The 21,230-nt window shown below is 52.0% G+C and carries 13 protein-coding genes; 7 read left to right on the forward strand and 6 right to left on the reverse strand.

Translation table 11 applies throughout. The features are described 5' to 3' along the window. Positions 1-141: 141 nt before the first annotated feature. Positions 142-2,148: a biofilm formation regulator HmsP gene (gene hmsP / locus SJI19_RS04960; RefSeq protein ID WP_323477166.1), complete on the reverse strand. Its 2,007-nt coding sequence runs from the start codon at positions 2,146-2,148 to the stop codon at positions 142-144. A 1,118-nt stretch (positions 2,149-3,266) separates the two neighbouring features. On the opposite strand from hmsP, the gene SJI19_RS04965 reads away from it, so the two are divergent. Genes SJI19_RS04965 through SJI19_RS04995 form a run of 7 tightly spaced genes read left to right on the forward strand, consistent with a single transcriptional unit; the run spans position 3,267 to position 14,894 of the window. Further along, the gene (locus tag SJI19_RS04965) at positions 3,267-4,010 is read left to right on the forward strand and encodes a hypothetical protein (RefSeq protein WP_323477167.1); all 744 of its coding nucleotides are present in this window, start codon (positions 3,267-3,269) and stop codon (positions 4,008-4,010) included. Then, positions 4,001-4,804 (forward strand): cellulose biosynthesis protein BcsQ, encoded by an 804-nt coding sequence (bcsQ, locus tag SJI19_RS04970; protein WP_323477168.1) that lies wholly within the window; start codon positions 4,001-4,003, stop codon positions 4,802-4,804. Before SJI19_RS04965 ends, bcsQ begins: the two co-directional genes overlap by 10 nt. 17 nt (positions 4,805-4,821) lie before the next feature. After that, on the forward strand, positions 4,822-6,921 hold the full coding sequence (gene bcsA, locus SJI19_RS04975) for a UDP-forming cellulose synthase catalytic subunit (protein ID WP_323477169.1): 2,100 nt from the start codon (positions 4,822-4,824) through the stop codon (positions 6,919-6,921). A gap of 20 nt (positions 6,922-6,941) precedes the next feature. After that, positions 6,942-9,398 (forward strand): cellulose biosynthesis cyclic di-GMP-binding regulatory protein BcsB, encoded by a 2,457-nt coding sequence (gene bcsB / locus SJI19_RS04980; RefSeq protein WP_323477170.1) that lies wholly within the window; start codon positions 6,942-6,944, stop codon positions 9,396-9,398. A gap of 48 nt (positions 9,399-9,446) precedes the next feature. Continuing rightward, positions 9,447-13,394: a cellulose biosynthesis protein BcsC gene (locus tag SJI19_RS04985; protein WP_323477171.1), complete on the forward strand. Its 3,948-nt coding sequence runs from the start codon at positions 9,447-9,449 to the stop codon at positions 13,392-13,394. Positions 13,395-13,396: 2 nt separating this feature from the next. Further along, complete coding sequence (bcsD, locus tag SJI19_RS04990) at positions 13,397-13,876, forward strand: cellulose biosynthesis protein BcsD (RefSeq protein ID WP_323477172.1); 480 nt, start codon at positions 13,397-13,399, stop codon at positions 13,874-13,876. Between the two features lie 13 nt (positions 13,877-13,889). Next, positions 13,890-14,894, forward strand: a complete 1,005-nt coding sequence (locus tag SJI19_RS04995; protein ID WP_323477173.1) for a glycosyl hydrolase family 8 — start codon at positions 13,890-13,892, stop codon at positions 14,892-14,894. A 60-nt stretch (positions 14,895-14,954) separates the two neighbouring features. On the opposite strand, the gene dppF is transcribed toward SJI19_RS04995, so the two are convergent. The 5 genes from dppF to dppA form a co-directional block, all read right to left on the reverse strand. Further along, positions 14,955-15,965: a dipeptide ABC transporter ATP-binding subunit DppF gene (dppF, locus tag SJI19_RS05000; protein WP_323477174.1), complete on the reverse strand. Its 1,011-nt coding sequence runs from the start codon at positions 15,963-15,965 to the stop codon at positions 14,955-14,957. Further along, positions 15,962-16,942 (reverse strand): dipeptide ABC transporter ATP-binding protein, encoded by a 981-nt coding sequence (gene dppD, locus SJI19_RS05005; protein WP_323477175.1) that lies wholly within the window; start codon positions 16,940-16,942, stop codon positions 15,962-15,964. Before dppD ends, dppF begins: the two co-directional genes overlap by 4 nt. Before the next feature lie 10 nt (positions 16,943-16,952). Then, positions 16,953-17,855, reverse strand: a complete 903-nt coding sequence (gene dppC, locus SJI19_RS05010) for a dipeptide ABC transporter permease DppC (RefSeq protein WP_323477176.1) — start codon at positions 17,853-17,855, stop codon at positions 16,953-16,955. 11 nt (positions 17,856-17,866) lie between these two features. Then, on the reverse strand, positions 17,867-18,886 hold the full coding sequence (gene dppB, locus SJI19_RS05015; protein ID WP_323477177.1) for a dipeptide ABC transporter permease DppB: 1,020 nt from the start codon (positions 18,884-18,886) through the stop codon (positions 17,867-17,869). A gap of 198 nt (positions 18,887-19,084) precedes the next feature. Then, on the reverse strand, positions 19,085-20,692 hold the full coding sequence (gene dppA, locus SJI19_RS05020) for a dipeptide ABC transporter periplasmic-binding protein DppA (protein WP_323477178.1): 1,608 nt from the start codon (positions 20,690-20,692) through the stop codon (positions 19,085-19,087). Positions 20,693-21,230 lie beyond the last annotated feature (538 nt).

Consider the following 21,230-nt stretch of genomic DNA (forward strand, 5'->3'; position numbering starts at 1 on the left):
ATTAAATTATGCATACATACGTTTACACTAGCGCGGGAGCGATGTCGGTAAGCAGAAAAGAAAAGTAAGAATTGAAACGCTTCAGTTGGGGGTTACGAAAGTAAAGTAATTTCTCGGGCGTTTTTTGGCCCGAGGGTGAAACTAGACGGTGGCGAAATGCAAAAAACGCTGTTCAAAATCTCCCTGCGGCAAAGGTTCGGCAAATAAATAACCTTGTCCCCAGCTTATGTTATTTTCCAGCAGGCATTGCAACTGCGCATCGGTTTCAACCCCCTCCGCAATTACCGGCAAAGCCAACACCTCGGCGATAGCGCTGACGATACGCAGCATAACCGTGTCATCCGGTATGCCCTCAATAAAACTTCGGTCAATTTTCAGCAGGTCGATAGGCAGGCTGCGCAGTCGGTCTAGATAATACAGGCTGGCATACCCCATACCAAAATCATCCAAAGCAATTAATACGCCTAAATCATGCAACTGGCGCAGTTGGTTAAGGGAGTAATCAAATTCACTGATCTGCGCGGTTTCGGTTATTTCCAAAACCAACTGAGACGCATTGATATTGTAGCGCTTTAACAGCGTGTCAAGCAGCACCACCAGGTTTGATTGCTGCAACTGCTTGGCGGAAATATTGACCGACAAGGGAATATGAACACCCTGCTGTTGCCATTGCGCCAATACCCGGCAAGCCTCGTCCAGTACCCAGTTTCCCAAAGGCACCATGGCACCCGTATCTTCCGCCCCGCTGATAAAATCCGACGGCAGTGAATAGTTGCCGTCATCTTGCCGCCAGCGCAACAACACCTCCGCGCCAATCAACTGCCGGTTGCGGATATCCACTTGTGGTTGGAAAAACAGCGCGCAACGCCCTCGCTCGATACCCTCGAGGATGGTGCTTTCCAGCGTTAATCGTCGATGGGCCATTTTGGTTAGTTTAGGCTCGAAAAACAGAATTTGGTTTTTACCATTATCATGAGCGGACATCATTGCCGACGTGGCGCGTCGCAAAAGTTGATGCGCGGATTCATCATGTCGTTGTTTGAGGGCAATGCCGATACTGGCAACGGGACGTAGCGACAGACTGCCGATGGTCAAAGGGGAATTAATACTTTTCATCAGCCTTTGTGCCAACTGCAACCCCTCAAAGTCGTTATGGCAGCGGGTATCAAACACCGCAAATTCGTTATGGTTAAGCTGGCCGAGAAAACAGGTGTCGCTCATATGCCGCATGAGCTGGCGGGTTAGCGACATTAACAACACGCCCCGCTGCGCCTCCGTCAGGACACCTGTGGCTTCATGCAGCGTTCCTATCTCAATCACCAGAAGGCAAAACGGTATCTGTTTAGGTTGCAAGACCATTTGTGAATCCAGAATGGCAGTAAACAGATTTTTATTAGGTAACGCGGTTTCGGCACGACCTGCCAACAAACGGTTAATATCCTCGAACATGTCACCCAAAATGTGTTGGTTACGATTATAACTGCGGACTAAAACCCCCAACTCATCGTCACGATGCATATTGGGCAATGAGAGTTGGTGCTTTGGGGTATCTCGCGGCGAGAGTAATTCCAACTCGCGAGCGATTTCACGTAATGGATGCACCATCAGACGATTAATGCTCCAGGTTATCGCCACCGTCAAGATCAGCGCCAATAGCATGTAGATGGACATCATGGTGGAAAAGGCACTGACGATAAATTGATACAACCGGTAGGGGTCGATGCGCAACTCCAATGAGGCCAACGGTCGGGGATGCGACGACTTTGGCAACGCGTAGAGCGGTAGTGTGATCTCCACCGGCAGTCTGAATAGCCGTTGGATTAGCCGCGGCACCGGCCGTTCAGGAGGAAAATCTGCGTGCAGTACTTCAACATTGTTGCTTAGCACAACATCCGCCCGACTCAAAATGCCTACCGACTTAAGCGTATTCAGGATTCGCTCGGCCTGCGGCACATCGCCTTTAAGCACCGCATTAGATAATGGTAACTGCACCGACAACGCGATACTGTGCAACTGTTGGGCATAATCCTCACGACGTTGCTGCACAAAATGGAACAACTGGATGACGATAAAAATGCAAATTGTGACCAGCGTCACTCCCGACACGGTCGCCATCTGTTTAATCGTTAATGATCGTCTGATCCGCAAGATGTTCTCCAATGCGCTCATGTTTGCTATCGCGGCCCACCGCCGGGCTGTCCGGCAGGATTATACCTACTAATGTATACTATCTCACACTGGCTTTGGTTCCTTAAAACAGGCAATTTGGATAGTACCTAGGTATATCGAGTAAACGTTGTTTCGATGGTTAAGCCGCAGCCAGATTGAGTCAATGACATTTTATAAGTGACCTTGGGAACAGTTTTGCATCGGTGGATCCTTAACCGGGGTAAGAAAGAAGAGTAAAACATGCTCATAACTTACCCATTAGAACAAAATAACACCGACATTTTACTCAGTAAATTCTGAAAATAATCGCCACAGTTATTCAACATGATACTATAGTCAAATAAAGGGTTAACCATAGTTAAATAGCCATCAGGAACGGCGCCGCAATGTGAATTTGCTTTCTAACGTGCCCATTAGCAGCCTCTAGTTATGTATGGAATAGTTAGGTTTATTGCTTATTTTTCCGATAGTGTAGAAAATCGGCGATTGCCTACCCTGGACCCGGTTTTATTTACCGGCCCTCATCGGCTATGCGCGCTGGCAACCCCGTCCTGGTCTGGGTAAAATACAGACAAAGGCTAGCTTACTCCCCAGAGGAATTTGCGTTGTACCAGCAGTCATGTGAATATGGCATTGTTTCAGTTGGCTGGTCCGAGCGAATAAGCGTCATATTATCCCTGATAATCTGAAAATGACGGTGTAGATCAAAATCTGCTGGCGATGTCAATATACCTATCTATGTAAGTGGATTGATGTAGATTGCTATTGCAGTCGTTCCGCATAGATACGCACTTTTATCATAACAAAATGATATTCTTCATGGATTTTGAACCCTATCTAAAAGGTGGCTGATTTTTATATGGTTACGTTTATTTTACCCATCGTCCACACATAGAACACATTATTCGCGGCACGCAACACTCTATTTCTGATGATTTAACTTTGTAAAAAAATGAAACTTGTATTAATTTATATAGGTGACCTCATTTATCTTTGCTGAGCCAAAATCAAGACAAAGACTCGCGATGAGTGCCGGTACTTTGCAGGACAGTGATGTCTAATGGTACGACAGGTCTCTTTTTCGCGTGAGGTTGAGAATGAATAATTATGACGATATTAAGCGATTTAAAGAAAAGCTAAATTTGGAAGGCATTGATTATAAAGAAATCGTTGAAAACCATCCAAATAATACAGCCAACAATTGGGCCATCATTAAGCAAGTTGCCACCGCCGATGAGCCATTTCATCCTTTGGATCATGGCCGTTCCACTCAACCCACGCCGACGCCGGTTTCACATCAAGAGTTTAGTGCTTCATCCTTCGCTCAGGCCGAGCCAGTGCAACCACCGTTCCGAGCTCACCAAGATCCAGGTCTGCTCAACGCGATTGGCGAATCAATTGCCCCGACACGTGAACAACCGCTCACCTCACCGTTGTTGAGCGCACTGAGCAAGGTTATGCCGCCGGCGGTCGACGCGGCTGGTTCTGGCGCGAATGTTGGGAATTTCTCGGTTTCCGGCCCGAGCAACACGTTACATCCTATGTTGGGGAATCAAGCCATCGAGCGGCCAACGGCGGCACCGGAGTTCAAAAGTCAGGTGAATGCGCTATTCGAAACCGCGAGTCGCCAGGATTTCACCCCAGCCCCCCCCGTGGTGGCGCAGACCCCGTTGCGCTCGCCATCCGGCTTACCGCCCCGGACCTCATCACCTGCCCGATCGGGAGATACCAAACGCTTTACGACGTTATTTAATCGGAAATCTCATTTGCCGGCAGGGATAACGCCGACGCGGGATATGTCCCTTGCCCTTCTTTTAGAGAATATTGCTTTATGCCGTTAGTTTGTGTCTGTTCACCGAAGGGTGGTGTGGGTAAAACCACCGTTAGCGCTAATTTGGCTTATGCTTTGGCTCGCAGCGGCAGCAAAGTGCTGGTTATTGATTTTGATGTGCAAAATGCCCTGCGATTGCATTTCGGTGTACCCATTTCCGATTCCCGGGGATATGTGGCTGAGGCCACCACTGCAGTGGACTGGAGCCAATTTATCCTGAAGGCAGATGCCAATTTATTTGTCCTACCTTATGGCGAGGTTGAAGAACAACAGCGTCTGGCGTTTGAATATGCCCTCAGCCACGATGCACATTTTCTGCAACGTGGCCTGAACACCGTATTGAATTATCCGGGTCTGGTGATTATTGCAGATTTTCCCCCCGGCCCGGCACCCGCACTGAAAGCCATCAAGCCGATCGCTGATATGCACATTACGGTGATGCTGGCAGATACCGCATCGCTCTCCTTACTGCCGCAAATGGAAAATCATAAATTTCTCGGTTCAGCAATGAACGACAAACTAGGGGAATATTATGTTGTTAACCAAAACGATATGCGTAGAAATCTCAGCCGCGACGTATCACAATTCTTTGAGCAGCGTTTGGGGGATAGGTTATTAGGCACTATCCATCGCGACGAGTGTGTACCGGAAGCCAACGCCTCGCAACGTTCGATCATTGAGTTTAGTCCAGTCTCTGCCGCCGCGTTTGATATTGAGCTTATCAGTAAAAAAGTAAGTGCCATCATCGGGATCACAGTAGGTGACGGAGAAATCTACTCTGCACCTCATCATGGCGTTCAATAAAATGTTCGGGGCCAGGCATGAATAAATTACTCTTTTCTTTTTTGCTTCTATTATTATTGCCGGTCGCCATGGTGATCGTTATCACTCCGATGGATAGCGATAAACAATACATTTTTGGGCTGTTCAGCATTGGGTTAATATTGCTGCTCGGTATCAGTAAAAGCCATTTAATCAGTGTAATTATGGTGGTGATGTCTTTTTTGATGTCAACCCGCTACATATATTGGCGCGCCACCGAAACGCTACATTTTAATTCAGTAATTGAAGCAGTATTGGGAATTGGCTTATTTATTGCCGAACTCTATGCCTGGACTATTCTGGTATTAGGTTATTTGCAAACCACGTGGCCGTTAAAACGTAACATTGAGCCAATGCCTGATGACCCATCGACCTGGCCGACGGTAGATGTTTATGTGCCCACTTACAACGAAAATCTGGACGTGGTGCGCGATACAGTCCTGGCAGCGCAGTGTATCGATTACCCGCGCGACAAGATGAGGATCTATGTCCTCGACGATGGCAAACGCAGTGAATTTGCCGTTTTCGCCGCCGCTGCCGGGGTCGGCTATATTACTCGTAACGATAATAATCATGCCAAAGCCGGTAACCTTAACCATGCCATGACCGTAACCAAAGGCGAGTATATCTGCGTTTTTGATTGCGACCACGTCGCAACCCGGGGTTTTCTCCAGGCGACCGTTGGCAGCTTCTTAATCGACGATCGATTGGCACTGATTCAAACACCCCACCATTTTTATTCTCCGGACCCGTTTGAACGCAATCTGTCGGCAGCACGCGACATCCCTAATGAAGGTGCGCTGTTCTATGGCCCGGTACAGCAGGGCAATGATAATTGGAATGCCACGTTCTTTTGCGGTTCATGTGCGGTAATTCGCCGCAGCGCGCTCGATGAGATTGAGGGTTTCGCGGTGGAAACCGTCACCGAAGATGCCCATACGGCCTTGAAATTGCAGCGTCGCGGCTGGAACTCCGCTTTTTTATCCATTCCACTGGCGGCCGGTCTGGCCACCGAACGCCTGGGGCTGCATGTTATTCAACGTACCCGCTGGGCGCGTGGTATGACCCAGATATTTCGCATGGATAACCCGTTGTTTGGCAGGGGTCTGAAGTGGCAACAGCGGTTGTGCTACCTCAATGCGATGCTGCATTTCCAGTATGGTTTGCCTCGTGTGGCGTTCCTTACCGCGCCGTTGGCTTATTTACTGTTTAACCAAAACATTATTGCCTCGTCGGCCAGCACCATCTTTGCATATGTACTGCCGCACCTGTTTTTAGCCATTTATATCAACTCCCGGATGAACGGGCGATTTCGTTATACCTTCTGGGGAGAAATCTACGAAACAGTGATGGCATTCCATTTGGTTATCCCCACCATGCTCACCCTGATTTCGCCCAAACACGGCAAATTTAACGTCACGGATAAAGGCGGTCTACTGGATGTGGGTTTCTTCGATTTTCATATTGTTAAACCCCATGTGATCGTGGCGGTATTATTGATGATCGGTATTGCCACCGGGATCGTGCGGGCGGTGATGAATGACTATTTTAACGTCGATCCGCGGGTTATCTTGCTCAACGTGGTGTGGGCATCGCTCAGCGTCATCATTCTGCTGGCGGCGATTGCCGTGGCAAAAGAGACGCGTCAGGTGCGTAAAACCATTCGCATCGACGTGAAAATCCCCGCAATCATCTATTTTTCCAGCGGTATTTCTGCCCGAACCGAAACCCTCGATCTGTCGATGGGTGGACTGAAGCTGGTAACACCCGATGATCACTATCTACATGATAAAATAGAAGAAGTTGAGTTACGCCTGCAATCCGGTGCGGTCTGTATCCCGGTCAGTATGATCGAGGCCGATGCCAACGTTATCCGTTTGATGTTTGAAGAGATGTCGTTGGAAAAACGCCGTGAACTGGTGCGGGTGGTGCTTGCCCGGGCAGATGCCTGGATAGTGCCACCTCATCCGAAAGATCGGCCACTGCACTCTTTCGCCACTATAGTCCGGTGCGTATTCGAATTTTTTTACAATACCTGGAAAGAACGCGGCCAGAAAAGAAAGCATGCCAAGTCCCATGCCTCTGGCGACGTTCTCTAAGATCACACGGAATCAACCGAATGCCACTTCTGATCAGGAAAATAGTCGACTGTTTCATCTTGTTTGCCGTCATCGGTAGCATGAGTTCAACGGCGTATGCCGCTGCGGACACCCCGGCTGATCATATACCTGCATCGGCGTTGTCCTCGCAGGATGGTGTGGCATTGCCAACGGCGAATTCCAGCGCGCAGGACAAGACCGTCGCCAATCAAGCGGGCGGATCTACGCTGCAGGCCAACGGTTTGCCTATGGACTTCCCGCCGCCGGTGGTTCAATTCGCGCCGCCGACCACCCCAACAGCGGATCCGACGGGTGATAACCCGTTGGCGTTAGTCAATACCCTCAGCGACGACAGCATCAGCGTCACCAATATGGGCCAGCCAAACGGCCTTACGCTCGGTGGCGGCCAGTTGCAATCGGGGATTGCATTCTCCCTGCCGCTTGATCAGGTGGTTGTCAGCGCACGTTTATACCTGGCGCTGAAAGTCTCTCCCGCGCTGGCCGCCAGGGATACTAACCTGCAGTTGATGCTCAACGGCCAAGACTTAGGCAGTGTGGCCTTAAACCAGGCCAACGCGACCAATAATGTCTATCAATTGGATATTCCGGCGGCGATGATCGTCAGTAATAACAATCTGAGTTTTAGTGTCAATGATGAAAATACCCTACAGTGCGAACCGGATTCTACCGACAAATATTGGGTCACCGTTCTGCCCACCAGCCGTTTGCAACTCAGTAGCCAGATCCTGGATACCGGCCGCGATTTAAGCCGCTTCCCCCGGCCATTTTACGATCCATTATCCATGAAGAGTTCGTCGGTGGCGTTTATCTTTGGTCAAAACGTCAAATCAGATGCCGTCCAGGCCGCCAGTATGCTCGCGTCCTATTTTGGTATTCGTTCGAACTACCGTAACGTCGATTTTCCGGTGCATCTGGATGATATCCCGGCACAAAATGGTATTGTATTTGGCGCGCCCGGTGAAAAAATCGCCGGCATTATCTTGCCTAATGTATCCGGCCCGACGCTGGCGATAATCGATAATCCGCTCAATCCGGTTTTCAAATTGCTGCTGGTGATCGGACGCAACGATACTGAGCTGCGTCAGGCCACTTATCGGCTGATTTCATCACCGTTGCCGGCTAAACAGGATGTGGTAGAGGTACAAAACCAGGCGATCCCGCTGCGTCAACCTTATGATGCGCCACGCTGGATCAACACCACCAAACCGGTATACCTAAAAGATCTGGCGCAAAACACTAATGCGCTGACCGTCAACGGTCTCTACCATGACAGTATTCGCATTGGTTTTCGCGCCGCGCCGGATTTATTTATGTGGGACGGTCGGTTTATTCCAGTGTCGATCGGTTACCGTTTCCCTACTGAAAGCTGGATCGATGAAGATCGGTCGCAGTTGAGTGTTACGCTTAACGGCACGTTTTTGCGCAACCTGCCCGTTAACAAGCATGGTCTGGTGGAGTCCGCCTGGCGCAAGTTCGGTGGCGATACCCGTCAGGAGCGCTTCACGCTGCAGTTGGCGCCTTATTTGATTTATGGCGATAATCAAATGGAGTTTTACTTCTCGCTCAAACCGAAAGCGAATGCCCCTTGCAGTCTGTTGACCAGTAACAATATCAAAAGTCGCATTGATCCTGACTCCACTATCGACCTGAGCAATACCCATCATTTTACCTTGCTGCCAAATTTATCTTATTACATCGGTGCGTCATTTCCTTTTAGCCGTCTGGCGGACTTTTCACAAACCGAGATGCTACTCCCCGCCAAACCCCAAGCAGCTGAAATCGCTACGCTGCTGGCCATGGCGGCTCGCGCAGGCAATGCCACCGGTATCCCGCTGACCCATGCGCAGGTTCGCATCGGCCTGCAGGATGATGATATGGCGCAGTTAGCGGATAAAGATATTCTGGTATTTGCATCTCTCAAACAAAATAAACTCGTGCAGGCGCTATTGCCCAGGTCGCCGTTTGAAATGCGCGATGGCTTGCTGACGATAAAAGAAGAGTCTCTGACCAATAGGCTTAAAGGCTATTTTTCGGGCGAGTTTTTCCGACAAGGCATCGAAGCAGACCGGTATTTGTCATCCACCAATGCCTGGCGCGGCTTTCTGAGTTTTGCGTCGCCTTGGGACAATAATCGTGTGGTAGTGATGGTCACAGCAACCGATAGTGAACAACTGTCACGCCTTGGCAGCGATTTGCAGCAGCCAACGGTAAATGCGGGCGTGCGTGGCGATATCTCGTTGATTAATGATGAAAACGGTGTGAGAAGTTTTAGCGCCGGCACGCAGTTTCCGCGCGGGGAAATGCCGTGGTACATGATGATTATTTGGTATGCCAATCAACATATCATCTTATTGTCTCTCTGCGCTCTGGCCATTGCCATGCTGATCGGCGCCAGCGCTTATGTCCTGCTGGCACGGCATGCCGCCAAACGCTTGGCCAATAGTAAGAATAAATAACGGTTTTCATTGAAAGTTATGCCTGACTGGGCCATATGGGTAAGAAAAATGAAACGTCACATAAAAAAAGACCTTAAGACGCTGTATGTGGCAGGCATAGCGGGCATATGTTTATTTTCCGCCATGACGCAGGCAGCGGATAATAGCCCAGCCATTAACGCCTTATTGCAGCAAGCCGCCTATTGGCATGACAAAGCCCATAACGATCTGGCTGAGGAGTCGTTGCAGAAAATTCTGGCGGTGGATGAGAACAATGCCGATGCGCTTTATCTGTTGTCGTTATATTCGTTAGGCGACGGACAAAAAGCCCAAGCTCAGAAATGGCGGCAACGCTTTGTCAACGTTTCGCCCAACGACCCGCGCTTGCAGAATCTTAATAGCGCCAGTGTCATGCAAAGCATTTCACCAACCCAATTAGCCAATGCCCGACAGTTGGCGGCGCAGGGCAATACCGCGCGCGCCATTGAAAGCTACCGCACACTATTTCAAAACAATCAGCCGCCGGTTAGCCTGGCAGTGGAGTATTACGAAACCCTGGCCGGCATCCCGGCCTCGCGCCCGGAGGCTATCGCCGGTTTACGCAACCGCCTCAATCAGCAACCGACCGACAGCGCCGCCAAACTGGCATTGGGGCGCATTCTCACCTATGACGAAAACACCCGGCGTGAAGGTATTGAGCTGCTGATGCCCTTGGCGAGAAACAATAAAGCGGCGGATAGTGCCTTGCGCCAGGCGTTGATTTGGATGGCGTCGCAGCCCGGCGATAAAGCCATCTATGATGCTTATATGCAGCGACATCCCGGCGATGACGCCGTATTGAATCATTTCCAGCAAAGCGTTGGCGGTGCGGAAAAGGGTCAGGGATATACCGCGCTTAACAGCGGCGATCTCAGTGCCGCGCGCACGAAATTCGAATCGGCGCTGGTTATCAATCCCAACGATGGCGACGCGCTGGCGGGGTTGGGCTATATTGCCATGCGCAGCGGCGACTTTAGCACGGCGGAAAACTTTCTCGACCAAGCGATGAAACAAGGCGGGCCCAATAGTACGCAGTGGGCCTCCCTGGCCAAGGAGGCCCAGTTTTACGGTCAACTGAACAAAGCCAAAAGCGCCGCATCAGCCGGCGATTTGAACACCGCCTTAAGCCTGAGTGAACCGTTGGCACAGGCCGGGGGCAGTAAGGGGATATCCGCCGAATTGTTCCGCGCCGATGTCCTGCGCCGACGTGGCGATCTGCCGGGAGCCGAGCAGGCTTACCGCACCGCCTTATCCCACGATGACCAAAATACCGACACCAAACTGGGCCTGTACTATACGCTGCACCAAGAGAATAAAGAGGCTGAAGCCCAGCAGGTTTTGACCACCATTCCCGCAGAAAAACGTCCGAAAATCGCGATGGCAGTCGCGGCGGTGAATGTGGATCCATTGCGTCGGCAGGCCGAACAGGCGATGCAGGCCAACGATCCGCAACGGGCGCTCAACGTGCTGCAACAGGCGCTGGCAAAGCAACCCGCCAATGTCTGGGTGCGTTTGGATATGGCGCGAATTCTGCAAAAACAGGGCGACAGCGCCCAGGCACAGGCGATGATGGCCTCGGCGGGTCAACGCGGCGCGCCAGCGGATAGTCTGTTCGCCGCCGCCCTGTTTGCCAGCGAGACCCAACGTTGGTCCGTCGCCTCGCAGTTATTATCCTACATCCCCAACAACCGCCGCACCCGCGCCATGCGTGATCTGACCGCACGGGTCAGTTTCAATGAGCAACTGGCTAATGCGCAACGCTATACTCAGCAGGGTAACCACACTGCAGCGTTAAACACCTTACGCAGCCTGGCGCAAACGCCACCCTCCGCGCCAGCGGATGTGGGCAAACTGGCCCAGGCGCTGATGGCCTTGGGCGATAGTGCCACCGCGGTCTCACTAGTGCGTAATAATATGCGCGCCGGCGTTAACGGCAACGCGGGAGACTATGCCGCGCAAGTCGCGGTGTTAAACCAGGCCGGTCTGACCACCGAGGCAGAAGCCTGGCTGAATAATCCGCGTATTCTGGCCAGTACCACGCCGGCCGAGCTAAGCCGGATTCGTCAGGGTTCGGTGATTAACCAGGCGGATGAGTTACGCGGCCGCGGTCAGTATGGCGCGGCATACGACAAGCTGATCGTCGCCATGCAAAACGACCCGCAGAATATTGATTTAATGCTGGCCATGGCGCGGTTATATCAATCCGGCAAGATGAATGACCAAGCGGCCCGGGTATATCACTACGTGCTGGTGCGCGATCCGCAAAATGAAAGCGCCAGAGAAGGTGCGGCCAATGTGGCGCTGGCCCAAGGCGATATTGCCGGTGCCAAACAGCTGGTAGCCGGAATGCGTGGCGCCCGTTCGGTGGATCGCATGGTGTTGGAAGCCCGCATCGCAGAGGCGTCCGGGGATCATCAGCAGGCCCTGGCGTTGTTGCGCTCCGCCAAAGGCCGGGTGATCGGCCTGAGTCCTGCCGGCAACGGTGGCGCGCCATTAATTGGCGGATTGCAAACCGCCGACAACCCCTTTATTAACCAATCTGACGCCACCACCACGCCACGCACCACCTCCAGCTATGGCACGGTACTGCCGTGGCAGCATTCCGATAGTGTGACACCGCTGCCGTTGACCGGCATGACGCTCGCCTCAACCCACGCTGAGACGCCCGAGGATCGCACACTCAAAAACATCAACCAGCTCATCGATCAGGTCCGGGATAAAACCGCCACCTGGGTACAAGGTGACATTGGGTTTCGCAGCCGAGATGGCGAAAGCGGTCTGAGCAATCTGAGCGAAATCAAAGCGCCGCTGACGATTTCCGGCGCGCCGTTCGACAGCACGCGCTTGAAATTGAGCGTCACCCCGGTCTCGTTGAATGCCGGCACACCCACCGGCTCAGTCAGCAACCGTTTCGGTACCGGCGCATTGCAACAGGCCCGTTTAGTGGAAGCCGCCACCACCGCTGCCAACGCCGCCGCGGTAGCGGGCAGCAGTACCTCGACCACCACCACGTCCACCACCACCAACGCCGATGGCACCTCCAGCAGTACCACCACCACCACTGAATCGGCTACCAGCGCGGCCTCCACGATAAACGCCGACGATTACGTCGCCGATTCGCCTGGATCGCAAACGGCATCCGGGGTGGAGTTAAATCTGTCACTCAGCGGCAATAGCTATCAAGCGGATGTGGGTACGACCCCGCTGGGGGAGGATCTCAGTTCTTTGGTGGGCGGGATTCAGTGGTCGCCCAGTTTAACCCACTACAGCAAACTGATTTTTACCGCTGAACGGCGAGCGGTAACCGACAGTTTGCTCTCCTATGTCGGCACCACGGACAAAATATCCGGGAATAAATGGGGCCAGGTGACCAAAAACGGCGGGGGTGTCCAATACTCCTATGACAACGGGGATGCCGGTTTGTACGCCGGCATCGCCGGTTATAGTTACCTGGGCGATAATGTACCGGCCAATACCGGTATCAATTCTTCCGTCGGTTTCTATGTGCGCCCCTACCGCGATGATCATAGCGAGGTGAAGACCGGTGTTAATGTCACCTTTATGGATTATGACAAAAACCTGAGTTATTACAGCTACGGTCAGGGCGGCTATTTCAGCCCACAAAATTATATCAGCATTTCGCTGCCGGTGGATTATAGCCAAACCTATGACGAGTGGACCCTCGCCATTGGCGGTGCTGCGGGTTATCAGTCTTATTCACAAGACAAAAGCGCTTATTTCCCGAATAATCCAACCTTACAAGCTCAGTTGGAATCCTTGGTGGCATCAGGTTATGGCAAAAATGCGTATTACGATTCCCGCAGCGAAAACGGCGTGAGTTACAATGTGCATGCCAACGGCACGTATAAAATCAATCCAAACATGTCGGTAGGAGGCCAGTTGGGATATGACACCTTTGGTAGTTACTCCGAGAGTACCGCGCTACTGTATTTTAAATACTTACTGGGTGAGAAATAAGTATGCAGAATATCTCAAACACCACGCCCGAACTTAATTATTATCGTCGCCAACAGTACCAATCCGGTTGGCAAGATCTCCTGGATATCATGATTTCCGGTGTGGCCGAAAATGCCAGCGATGAAGACCGACGGCAGTTTTTGAATTTGATGGGCAACCGACTGGCCGATCGATTTCCGCTGAATCCAGCCGAAACCGTAGGGGATTTGGAGGATCAGATTAACCGGTTGTGGTGCACATTCCATTGGGGATTCGTGACGCTCCAGCCTGGTGAGACACATTTGATCCTGATTCACCGCGCCCTGCCCTCGGCTGCGCCCGGTGCGCAGGCTGAACAATGGCTCACCGGACTCGCTGCCGTGCTCGAAGGCGCCTATGCTCAGTGGCTATTGGCTCAAGGGGGTCAGCCACATGTTGCGTTACTCTGGCAACAGGACAGCGCAGATGGCACTATGACGTTTAGCTACCAAAATAGTCTATAGGGACGCCCACGCTATGAGATTGACACGCCATGTTGCACTGGTGGTGGCCGCGATGGTTTTCACGTTGATGATGGACGGTGCACTGGCGCAAAGCGCCGGCTGGCAAAGTTACAAAAGTCACTTTCTTCAGCCGGATGGCCGAATCATCGATACCGCTAACCACAATGTCAGCCATACCGAAGGACAGGGGTTTTCCATGGTGCTGGCCGTTAACTATAACGACCGCCCCACTTTTGACGCGCTGTTAAAGTGGTCCAATGATCATCTTTATCGTAAAGATATCGGGCTGTATTCCTGGCGTTATGATCCCGCCGCTACTCCGCCGGTATCCGACCTCAATAATGCCTCCGACGGCGATACGCTAATCGCTTGGGCATTGTTACTGGCCGGCCAGAAATGGCATGAGCCGTCCTATATCGCCGCATCCAACGCGCTGCAGGCGGCAATCATCAAGCATAACGTGATTTATTACGCCGGTTATAACGTATTGTTGCCAGGTGTCTCGGGATTTAATCACAATAGCTTTATTACGCTCAATCCATCCTATTTCATTTTTCCGGCCTGGCAAGCGTTTTACCAGCACAGCCATCTTAAGATCTGGAACGATTTAACCCTCGACGGTTATACACTGCTGGGGAATATGCGTTTCGGCAACCCTCGCTTACCCACGGACTGGGTAACCCTGTGGGCCGACAAGACGCTTTCACCTTCTGATCGCTGGCCAGCACGTTTTAGTTATGATGCGGTGCGTATTCCTTTGTATATCAACTGGGCGCAACGCAATAGCCCGGCATTGGGTCCTTATGTCGCTTATTGGCGCCAGTTTAATCGACTAAGCACTCCCGCGTGGGTTGATGTATTAACCAACGCCATCGCCCCTTATATGCTGACGCCGGGACTCATGGCTATCCGCGACTCTATTATGGGTGACGGTGCGCTGGTAAGTGAAAATATGCAGCCAAAGGAAGATTATTACTCTGCCAGTCTGCGTCTGCTGACCTTCTGGTCGCTGAAGTAACCCCATTAGACAATGCCGGCGGGGACATATCCCCGCCGCTGTTATTTTAGGCTAACCGCGTTAGCGGATATTTTGCGCCTCATCCTGATCCACAGCAAAGCAGGCTACCAGTTGGTCACCATAGCGTTTAAGCTGCGGCTGCAGTTCGGTACAGGTATCGAAACGGCGGCGGCAGCGAGTGCTAAAGGCGCATCCTGGCGGTGGGCTCAAAGGGCTTGGCAGCTCACCGGTCAGTTTGATGCGCTCACGACGCAGGTCTGGATTCAGGCGGGGGGTTGCCGACAGTAACGCCTGGGTATACGGATGACGTGGATTATTGAATATCGCGTCCTTACTGCCTTTTTCCACGCAGCGTCCCAGATACATCACCATCACTTCATCGGCAATATGTTCAACCACCGACAAGTCGTGGGAAATAAACACGTACGACAGTCCCATGTCCTGCTGCAAATCCATCATCAGGTTAAGCACCTGGGCACGAACCGATACATCAAGCGCAGATACCGGCTCATCGGCAATCACCACGTCCGGATCGAGCATCAACCCACGAGCAATGGCAATACGTTGACGTTGCCCACCGGAAAACATATGGGGGTAGCGATCATAATACTCGGCACGCAGCCCCACTTTTGCCATCATCGCCAAGGCTTTTTCGCGTCGCTCATCGCGGTTCAACGAGGTGTTGATTTGCAACGGCTCTTCGAGGATCTGCCCCACCTTTTTGCGCGGATTCAACGAACCATAGGGGTTTTGGAACACTATCTGAATTTTTTGGCGCCGAAGATGTTCAGCCGTCACATCCGGTTTGAGTAAATCCTGCCCCAAATAATGCAATTCACCACCGGTGGGTATCTCAATCATGGTCAATAACCGGCCCAGGGTGGATTTGCCGCAGCCGGATTCACCCACCACAGCCAGCGTTTTCCCACGCTCCAGTGTAAAAGAGATGCCATCCAGAGCCTTGACCATGGTCTCTTTGCCAAACATGCTTTTTTTGACCGGATAGTATTTTTTCAAATCTACCGCGTGTAACAGGGCAGTGGATTTAGGATCGTAAATGGCTTCGCTCATCGGGTAGGCCTCCCAGCATCATCCAGCGGATAGTGACATTTTGACTGACGATCGGGCAAATCCCTCAGCTCCGGTTCCACCTGACGGCAGTGGTCGGTAGCATACGGACAACGAGGGTTAAGCAGGCAACCGGTAGGCCGGTCATATTTACCCGGCACCATACCGGGCAACGAAGCCAGCCGCGCCTTTTCGGTGGCGAACTCCGGCAACGAGCGCAGCAGCGCTTGAGTATAGGGATGGCGCGGCGCACGGAAAATTTCCGTAGCCTTGCCGGTCTCAACCACTTGTCCGGCATACATAACAATGATGTGATGCGCGGCTTCCGCCACCAGGGCCAGGTCATGGGTAATCAGCACCAGCGCCATATTTTCACGTTGCTGGAGCTCGAGCAGTAGCTCGATAATCTGCGCCTGAATCGTAACATCCAAGGCCGTGGTCGGCTCATCGGCGATCAACAGCTTGGGTCGGCAGGCTATCGCCATGGCAATCATGACCCGTTGGCTCATGCCGCCGGAAAGTTGATGCGGATAAACGTCTAGCCGGGATGCCGGTGCGGGAATGCCCACCAGGGTCAATAAATCAATCGCCCGCTGGCGGCGGGTCTTGCGGTTACCTCCCTGGTGCGCCTTGATGGCTTCCATAATTTGGAAACCAACGGTGTAGCAGGGATTCAGGCTGGTCATCGGATCCTGAAAAATCATGGCAATATCGGCGCCAATCAGCTGGCGACGTTCACCGCTGGAGATTTTCTGCAGATTCCGACCGTTAAACACCAGATTGTCCGCCATGACACGGCCGGGAAAATCGATTAACCCCATGATGGCTAACGAGCTAACCGATTTACCCGAACCGGATTCACCGACAATACCCACGACCTGGCCTTCTTCCACCTGGTAGCTGATGCGGTCGACGGCACGAAACGGTGTCCCTTCATCACCGAAATGTACCGAAAGTTTATCTATGGTTAATAACGCCATTGCTTCCTCGTTACTGCTTGAGTTTGGGATCGAGAGCATCACGCAACCCGTCTCCCATCAAATTAAAGGCTAATACGGTAAGCAGAATAGTGAACCCCGGGAAGGCCACTATCCACCAGGCGCTTTGCGCAAACTGCAACACATTGGCGAGCATGGTGCCCCACTCCGGTGTCGGCGGCTGTGCACCCATGCCCAGAAAGCCTAACGCAGCCATATCAAGGATGGCATTGGAGAAACCCAGCGAGGCCTGAACAATCAGCGGAGCCAGGCAGTTGGGAAGGATATTGATAAACATCTGTCGCATGGGTCCGGCACCGGCCACTCGCGACGCGGTAACATAGTCGCGGTTTACCTCGCCCAATACCGCCGCGCGCGTTAACCGCACATAGTGCGGCAAGGCAACAAACGTCAGCGCCAGCGAGGCGTTAACAATGGACGGGCCGAAGATCGCCACTAACACCAACGCCAACAGCAGGCTGGGCAGCGCCAGCATGATATCCACCACGCGCATGATCAGCACGTCAACCAGGCCACCGATGTACCCGGAGAGCAAACCGAAGAACACACCAAACACCAGCGATAGCGCCACCACCAGACAGCCCACCAGCAGGGACAGGCGTGCGCCGTACATCAGGCGGGTCAAAATATCGCGGCCGACGTCATCGGTTCCCAGGATAAATTGCCAGCTACCACCCTCCATCCATACCGGCGGGCGCAGTAGCGCATCGCGGAACTGCTGCGCCGGTTCATGTGGGGCCAGAAACCCTGCACCAATGGCGATAACAAACATCAGAACAATATAGATCAGGCCGATAACTGCGCCTTTATTGCGGGTAAAATAGTGCCAGAACTCCTGGAACGGGGTCATAGGCGCCGGTGCGCCGGTCACTATTGGGTCAGAGATTTCAGTCATTTTCCTTTTTCCTATTTCTGGTGACGAATACGCGGGTTAACCACGCCGTACAGCACGTCCACCAGCAGGTTCACCAGAATAATCAGGATCGCCACCAATAACACACCACCCTGAACTACTGGATAATCCCGTCGTTGCAACGCCTCAATCAACCAGCGCCCCATGCCCGGCCAGGAGAAAATCGTCTCGGTGAGGATGGCGCCAGCCAGCAGGGTGCCGACCTGCAGCCCAATCACCGTTATCACCGGTAGCAGCGCATTGCGCAATGCGTGCACAATAATGACACGCATCCGGCTAAGACCTTTGGCACGGGCGGTACGGATATAATCCTCACTCAGCACTTCGAGCATTGCCGAACGGGTCATACGCACTATCACCGCCAATGGAATGGTACCCAGCACGATGGCCGGCAGAATAATATGCATCACCGCATCTTTGAAATCGCCCGGCTGGCCCCAAATCAGGGTATCGATCAACATAAAGCCAGTCAGCGGCTTGGACATATCAAGGAAGAGGGTATCGCCTACCCGCCCTGCCACCGGCGTAAGGTTGAAGTGCACCGATACCAACATAATGAGCATCATGCCCCACCAGAAAATCGGCATTGAATAGCCCGCCAGGGAGATGCTTACCGCCGCATGATCAAACAACGAACCGCGCTTAACCGCCGCCAGAACCCCGGCGGGGATACCCACCAGCACGGCGAAAATCATGGCGCAAACGCCCAGTTCAAGCGTGGCTTTGAATCGTGGCACAAACTCTTGCCAGACCGGCAGGTGACTGCTAAGCGATACGCCCAGATCACCGTGCAAGATATTGATAACATAGGTAATATATTGCTGGAATAAGGATTTATCCAGACCTAATTGCGCCATCATCTGCGCATGACGTTCAGCAGACATTCCGCGCTCGCCGGCCATGATCAATATCGGGTCACCCGGGATCATATGGACAAACGCAAACGTCAGCAAAGTAATACCAATAAACGTCGGGATAACGAGTCCCAAACGTCGGAGTATGAACTGCCACATATTCCGAACTCTCTGTTTCTGTAAAAAGTTGACCCGGGCGCATAACGCGACCGGGTTATCAAAGCTCACATCTTCAGGAATCCCCCTGCGGCCTCGCTGGCGCGACACCTTCCCCGGTGCGGTACCGGGGAACATTCCTGCTTCCTCTCATGGGTGGAGGAAGCTCCCTAATAGGGTTAATGGGGGGTTACTTGACCATTAGTCTAAAGATACGTTCTCGAAATGATGTTTACCCAACGGATCGACCACATAGCCTTTGACTTCTTTACGCACTGGCTCGAATACCGTGGAATGGGCAATGATCAGCGCTGGCGCCTGGTCATGCATCACCACCTGAGCCTGTTTATACAGCTCGACGCGTTTTGCATGATCGGACGTGCTGCGCGCCGGTTGAATCAGGTCTTCAAACGGTTTATAGCACCATCTTGAGTAGTTGGAACCGTCTTTAGCCGCATCGCAGCTAAACAGCGTGGCGAAGAAGTTATCCGGATCCCCATTGTCCCCGGTCCAGCCCATCATAACCGTTTGGTCTTCACCGGCTTTGGCACGTTTGAGATACTCACCCCATTCGTAACTGACAATCTTAGCCTTCACGCCGATTTTAGCCCAATCGGCCTGAATCATTTCGGCCATACGCCGTGCGTTGGGGTTGTACGGACGCTGTACCGGCATAGCCCATAAATCGATGGAGAAACCATCCGGCATGCCAGCTTCTTTCAGCAATTCCTTGGCCTTGGCGGGATCGTAAGGATAATCCTGTACTGCGTTGTTATAACTCCACATGGTCGGCGGAATCAGGTTCTTAGCCGGTTGACCAGCCCCCTGATACACTGCCGCGATGATGGCAGGTTTATTAACTGCAGTGATTAACGCCTGGCGAACCTTCAGGTTATCCAGAGGTTTTTTCTCTACGTTAAACGCCAGGTAACCCACGTTTAGACCAGGCTGCTCCATCAGATTGATGTCTTTGTCCTGCTTCATGCGCGCGATATCAGCCGGGTTGGGATACGGCATGATCTGGCATTCATTTTTCTGCAGCTTGGCGTAACGTACCGAGGCGTCGGGGGTAATGGAGAACACCAGGCGGTCGATTTTCGGTTTGGCGCCCCAGTAGTTATCAAACGCCTTGTACAGGATGCGGGAGTCTTTCTGATACTGCACCAATTGGAATGGACCGGTGCCGATGGGATTAAGATCGATTTTTTCCGGCGTGCCGGCTTTTTGCATCTGATCAGCGTACTGCGCGGACATGATAGAGGCAAAATCCATGGCCAAATCGGCCAGGAACGGCGACTCTTCCCGGGTCAAATGAAAACGTACGGTATAATCGTCGACTTTTTCAACACTGCTGATCAAATCGCCCATACCCATGCCATCAAAGTATTCGTAGTTGCCACCGGATACCTTATGGTAAGGATTATTAACGTCTTTCTGCCGCATAATGGAGAAGATCACATCGTCGGCGTTAAAATTGCGAGTCGGTTTAAAATCTTTATTTTCCTGCCACTTCACTTCTTTGCGCAGATGGAAAGTATAGGTTTTACCGTCAGCGCTAATTTCCCATTTGTCCGCCAGGCTCGGAATCACTTCCGTGGTGCCCAGTTTAAAATCGACCAAACGGTTATAGATCGGCACAGAACTTGCGTCAAAAGTGGTACCCGAGGTAAACAACTGAGGATTAAATCCTTCAGGCGAGCCCTCAGAACAATATACCAGAGTTTTTGCCTGAACGCTGGCCGCCACGGCTAAGGCCGCCAGGCTAAGGCCGACCTTCAGTATCCCTGATTTGGTCAAGGAAATTGTCATCGTTATGCTCCATTGTATGATGTGATGTTGTGTGTTGTACGGCCAGACGCTGTTTTTTTAATTGCTGCGGCCTGTGCAGTCTGCCTTGCGGCATCGGTATTAACGAAGGGAAAATCTGCCGGAGCGCATAGTGAAAAGCGTCAACCGACGAGTTGAATGAGCAGACCCATTCAAACAATCCTTTGCCCCTCTGACTCCCGAGGCTCCCAATTTGGCAACAGTTTGCCAATACGTCAATATAACCTGTGAGGATTTACAAATTTTGTGAGGCAAGGCAAATGCGCACGATCAACAGGTGTTAAGGGATAAAAGTAGCACAACACATGGTCGTTTGGCTAAAAGAATGAAGTATTTCACTCAATAAAAAAAATTTAATAGTCATACATTCTATTTAAAAACAAAAAATATTTATTTCTGAATGGTGAATATATGACCTGTTGTTTCGTAATTGTTCCAGAATCGCAGCGGAAAATGCTGCTATTTATTTGAGTCGCTGCCCATATCGACAGCTTACCACCTCGATTTGCCAAACTATATG

Origin of the sequence: Acerihabitans sp. TG2, from assembly GCF_035013185.1 — a bacterium.
In the GTDB taxonomy this organism is placed as follows: Bacteria; Pseudomonadota; Gammaproteobacteria; order Enterobacterales; family Enterobacteriaceae; genus Acerihabitans.

What these genes read in the sequence shown, in the direction of transcription:
- dppA (WP_323477178.1), bottom strand. Translation starts at nt 20,692, where the DNA reads ATGACAATTTCCTTGACCAAATCAGGGATACTGAAGGTCGGCCTTAGC.
- dppB (WP_323477177.1), bottom strand. Translation starts at nt 18,886, where the DNA reads ATGTGGCAGTTCATACTCCGACGTTTGGGACTCGTTATCCCGACGTTT.
- bcsB (WP_323477170.1), top strand. Translation starts at nt 6,942, where the DNA reads ATGCCACTTCTGATCAGGAAAATAGTCGACTGTTTCATCTTGTTTGCC.
- bcsD (WP_323477172.1), top strand. Translation starts at nt 13,397, where the DNA reads ATGCAGAATATCTCAAACACCACGCCCGAACTTAATTATTATCGTCGC.
- bcsA (WP_323477169.1), top strand. Translation starts at nt 4,822, where the DNA reads ATGAATAAATTACTCTTTTCTTTTTTGCTTCTATTATTATTGCCGGTC.
- SJI19_RS04995 (WP_323477173.1), top strand. Translation starts at nt 13,890, where the DNA reads ATGAGATTGACACGCCATGTTGCACTGGTGGTGGCCGCGATGGTTTTC.
- SJI19_RS04965 (WP_323477167.1), top strand. Translation starts at nt 3,267, where the DNA reads ATGAATAATTATGACGATATTAAGCGATTTAAAGAAAAGCTAAATTTG.
- dppD (WP_323477175.1), bottom strand. Translation starts at nt 16,942, where the DNA reads ATGGCGTTATTAACCATAGATAAACTTTCGGTACATTTCGGTGATGAA.
- dppF (WP_323477174.1), bottom strand. Translation starts at nt 15,965, where the DNA reads ATGAGCGAAGCCATTTACGATCCTAAATCCACTGCCCTGTTACACGCG.
- bcsQ (WP_323477168.1), top strand. Translation starts at nt 4,001, where the DNA reads ATGCCGTTAGTTTGTGTCTGTTCACCGAAGGGTGGTGTGGGTAAAACC.
- dppC (WP_323477176.1), bottom strand. Translation starts at nt 17,855, where the DNA reads ATGACTGAAATCTCTGACCCAATAGTGACCGGCGCACCGGCGCCTATG.
- SJI19_RS04985 (WP_323477171.1), top strand. Translation starts at nt 9,447, where the DNA reads ATGAAACGTCACATAAAAAAAGACCTTAAGACGCTGTATGTGGCAGGC.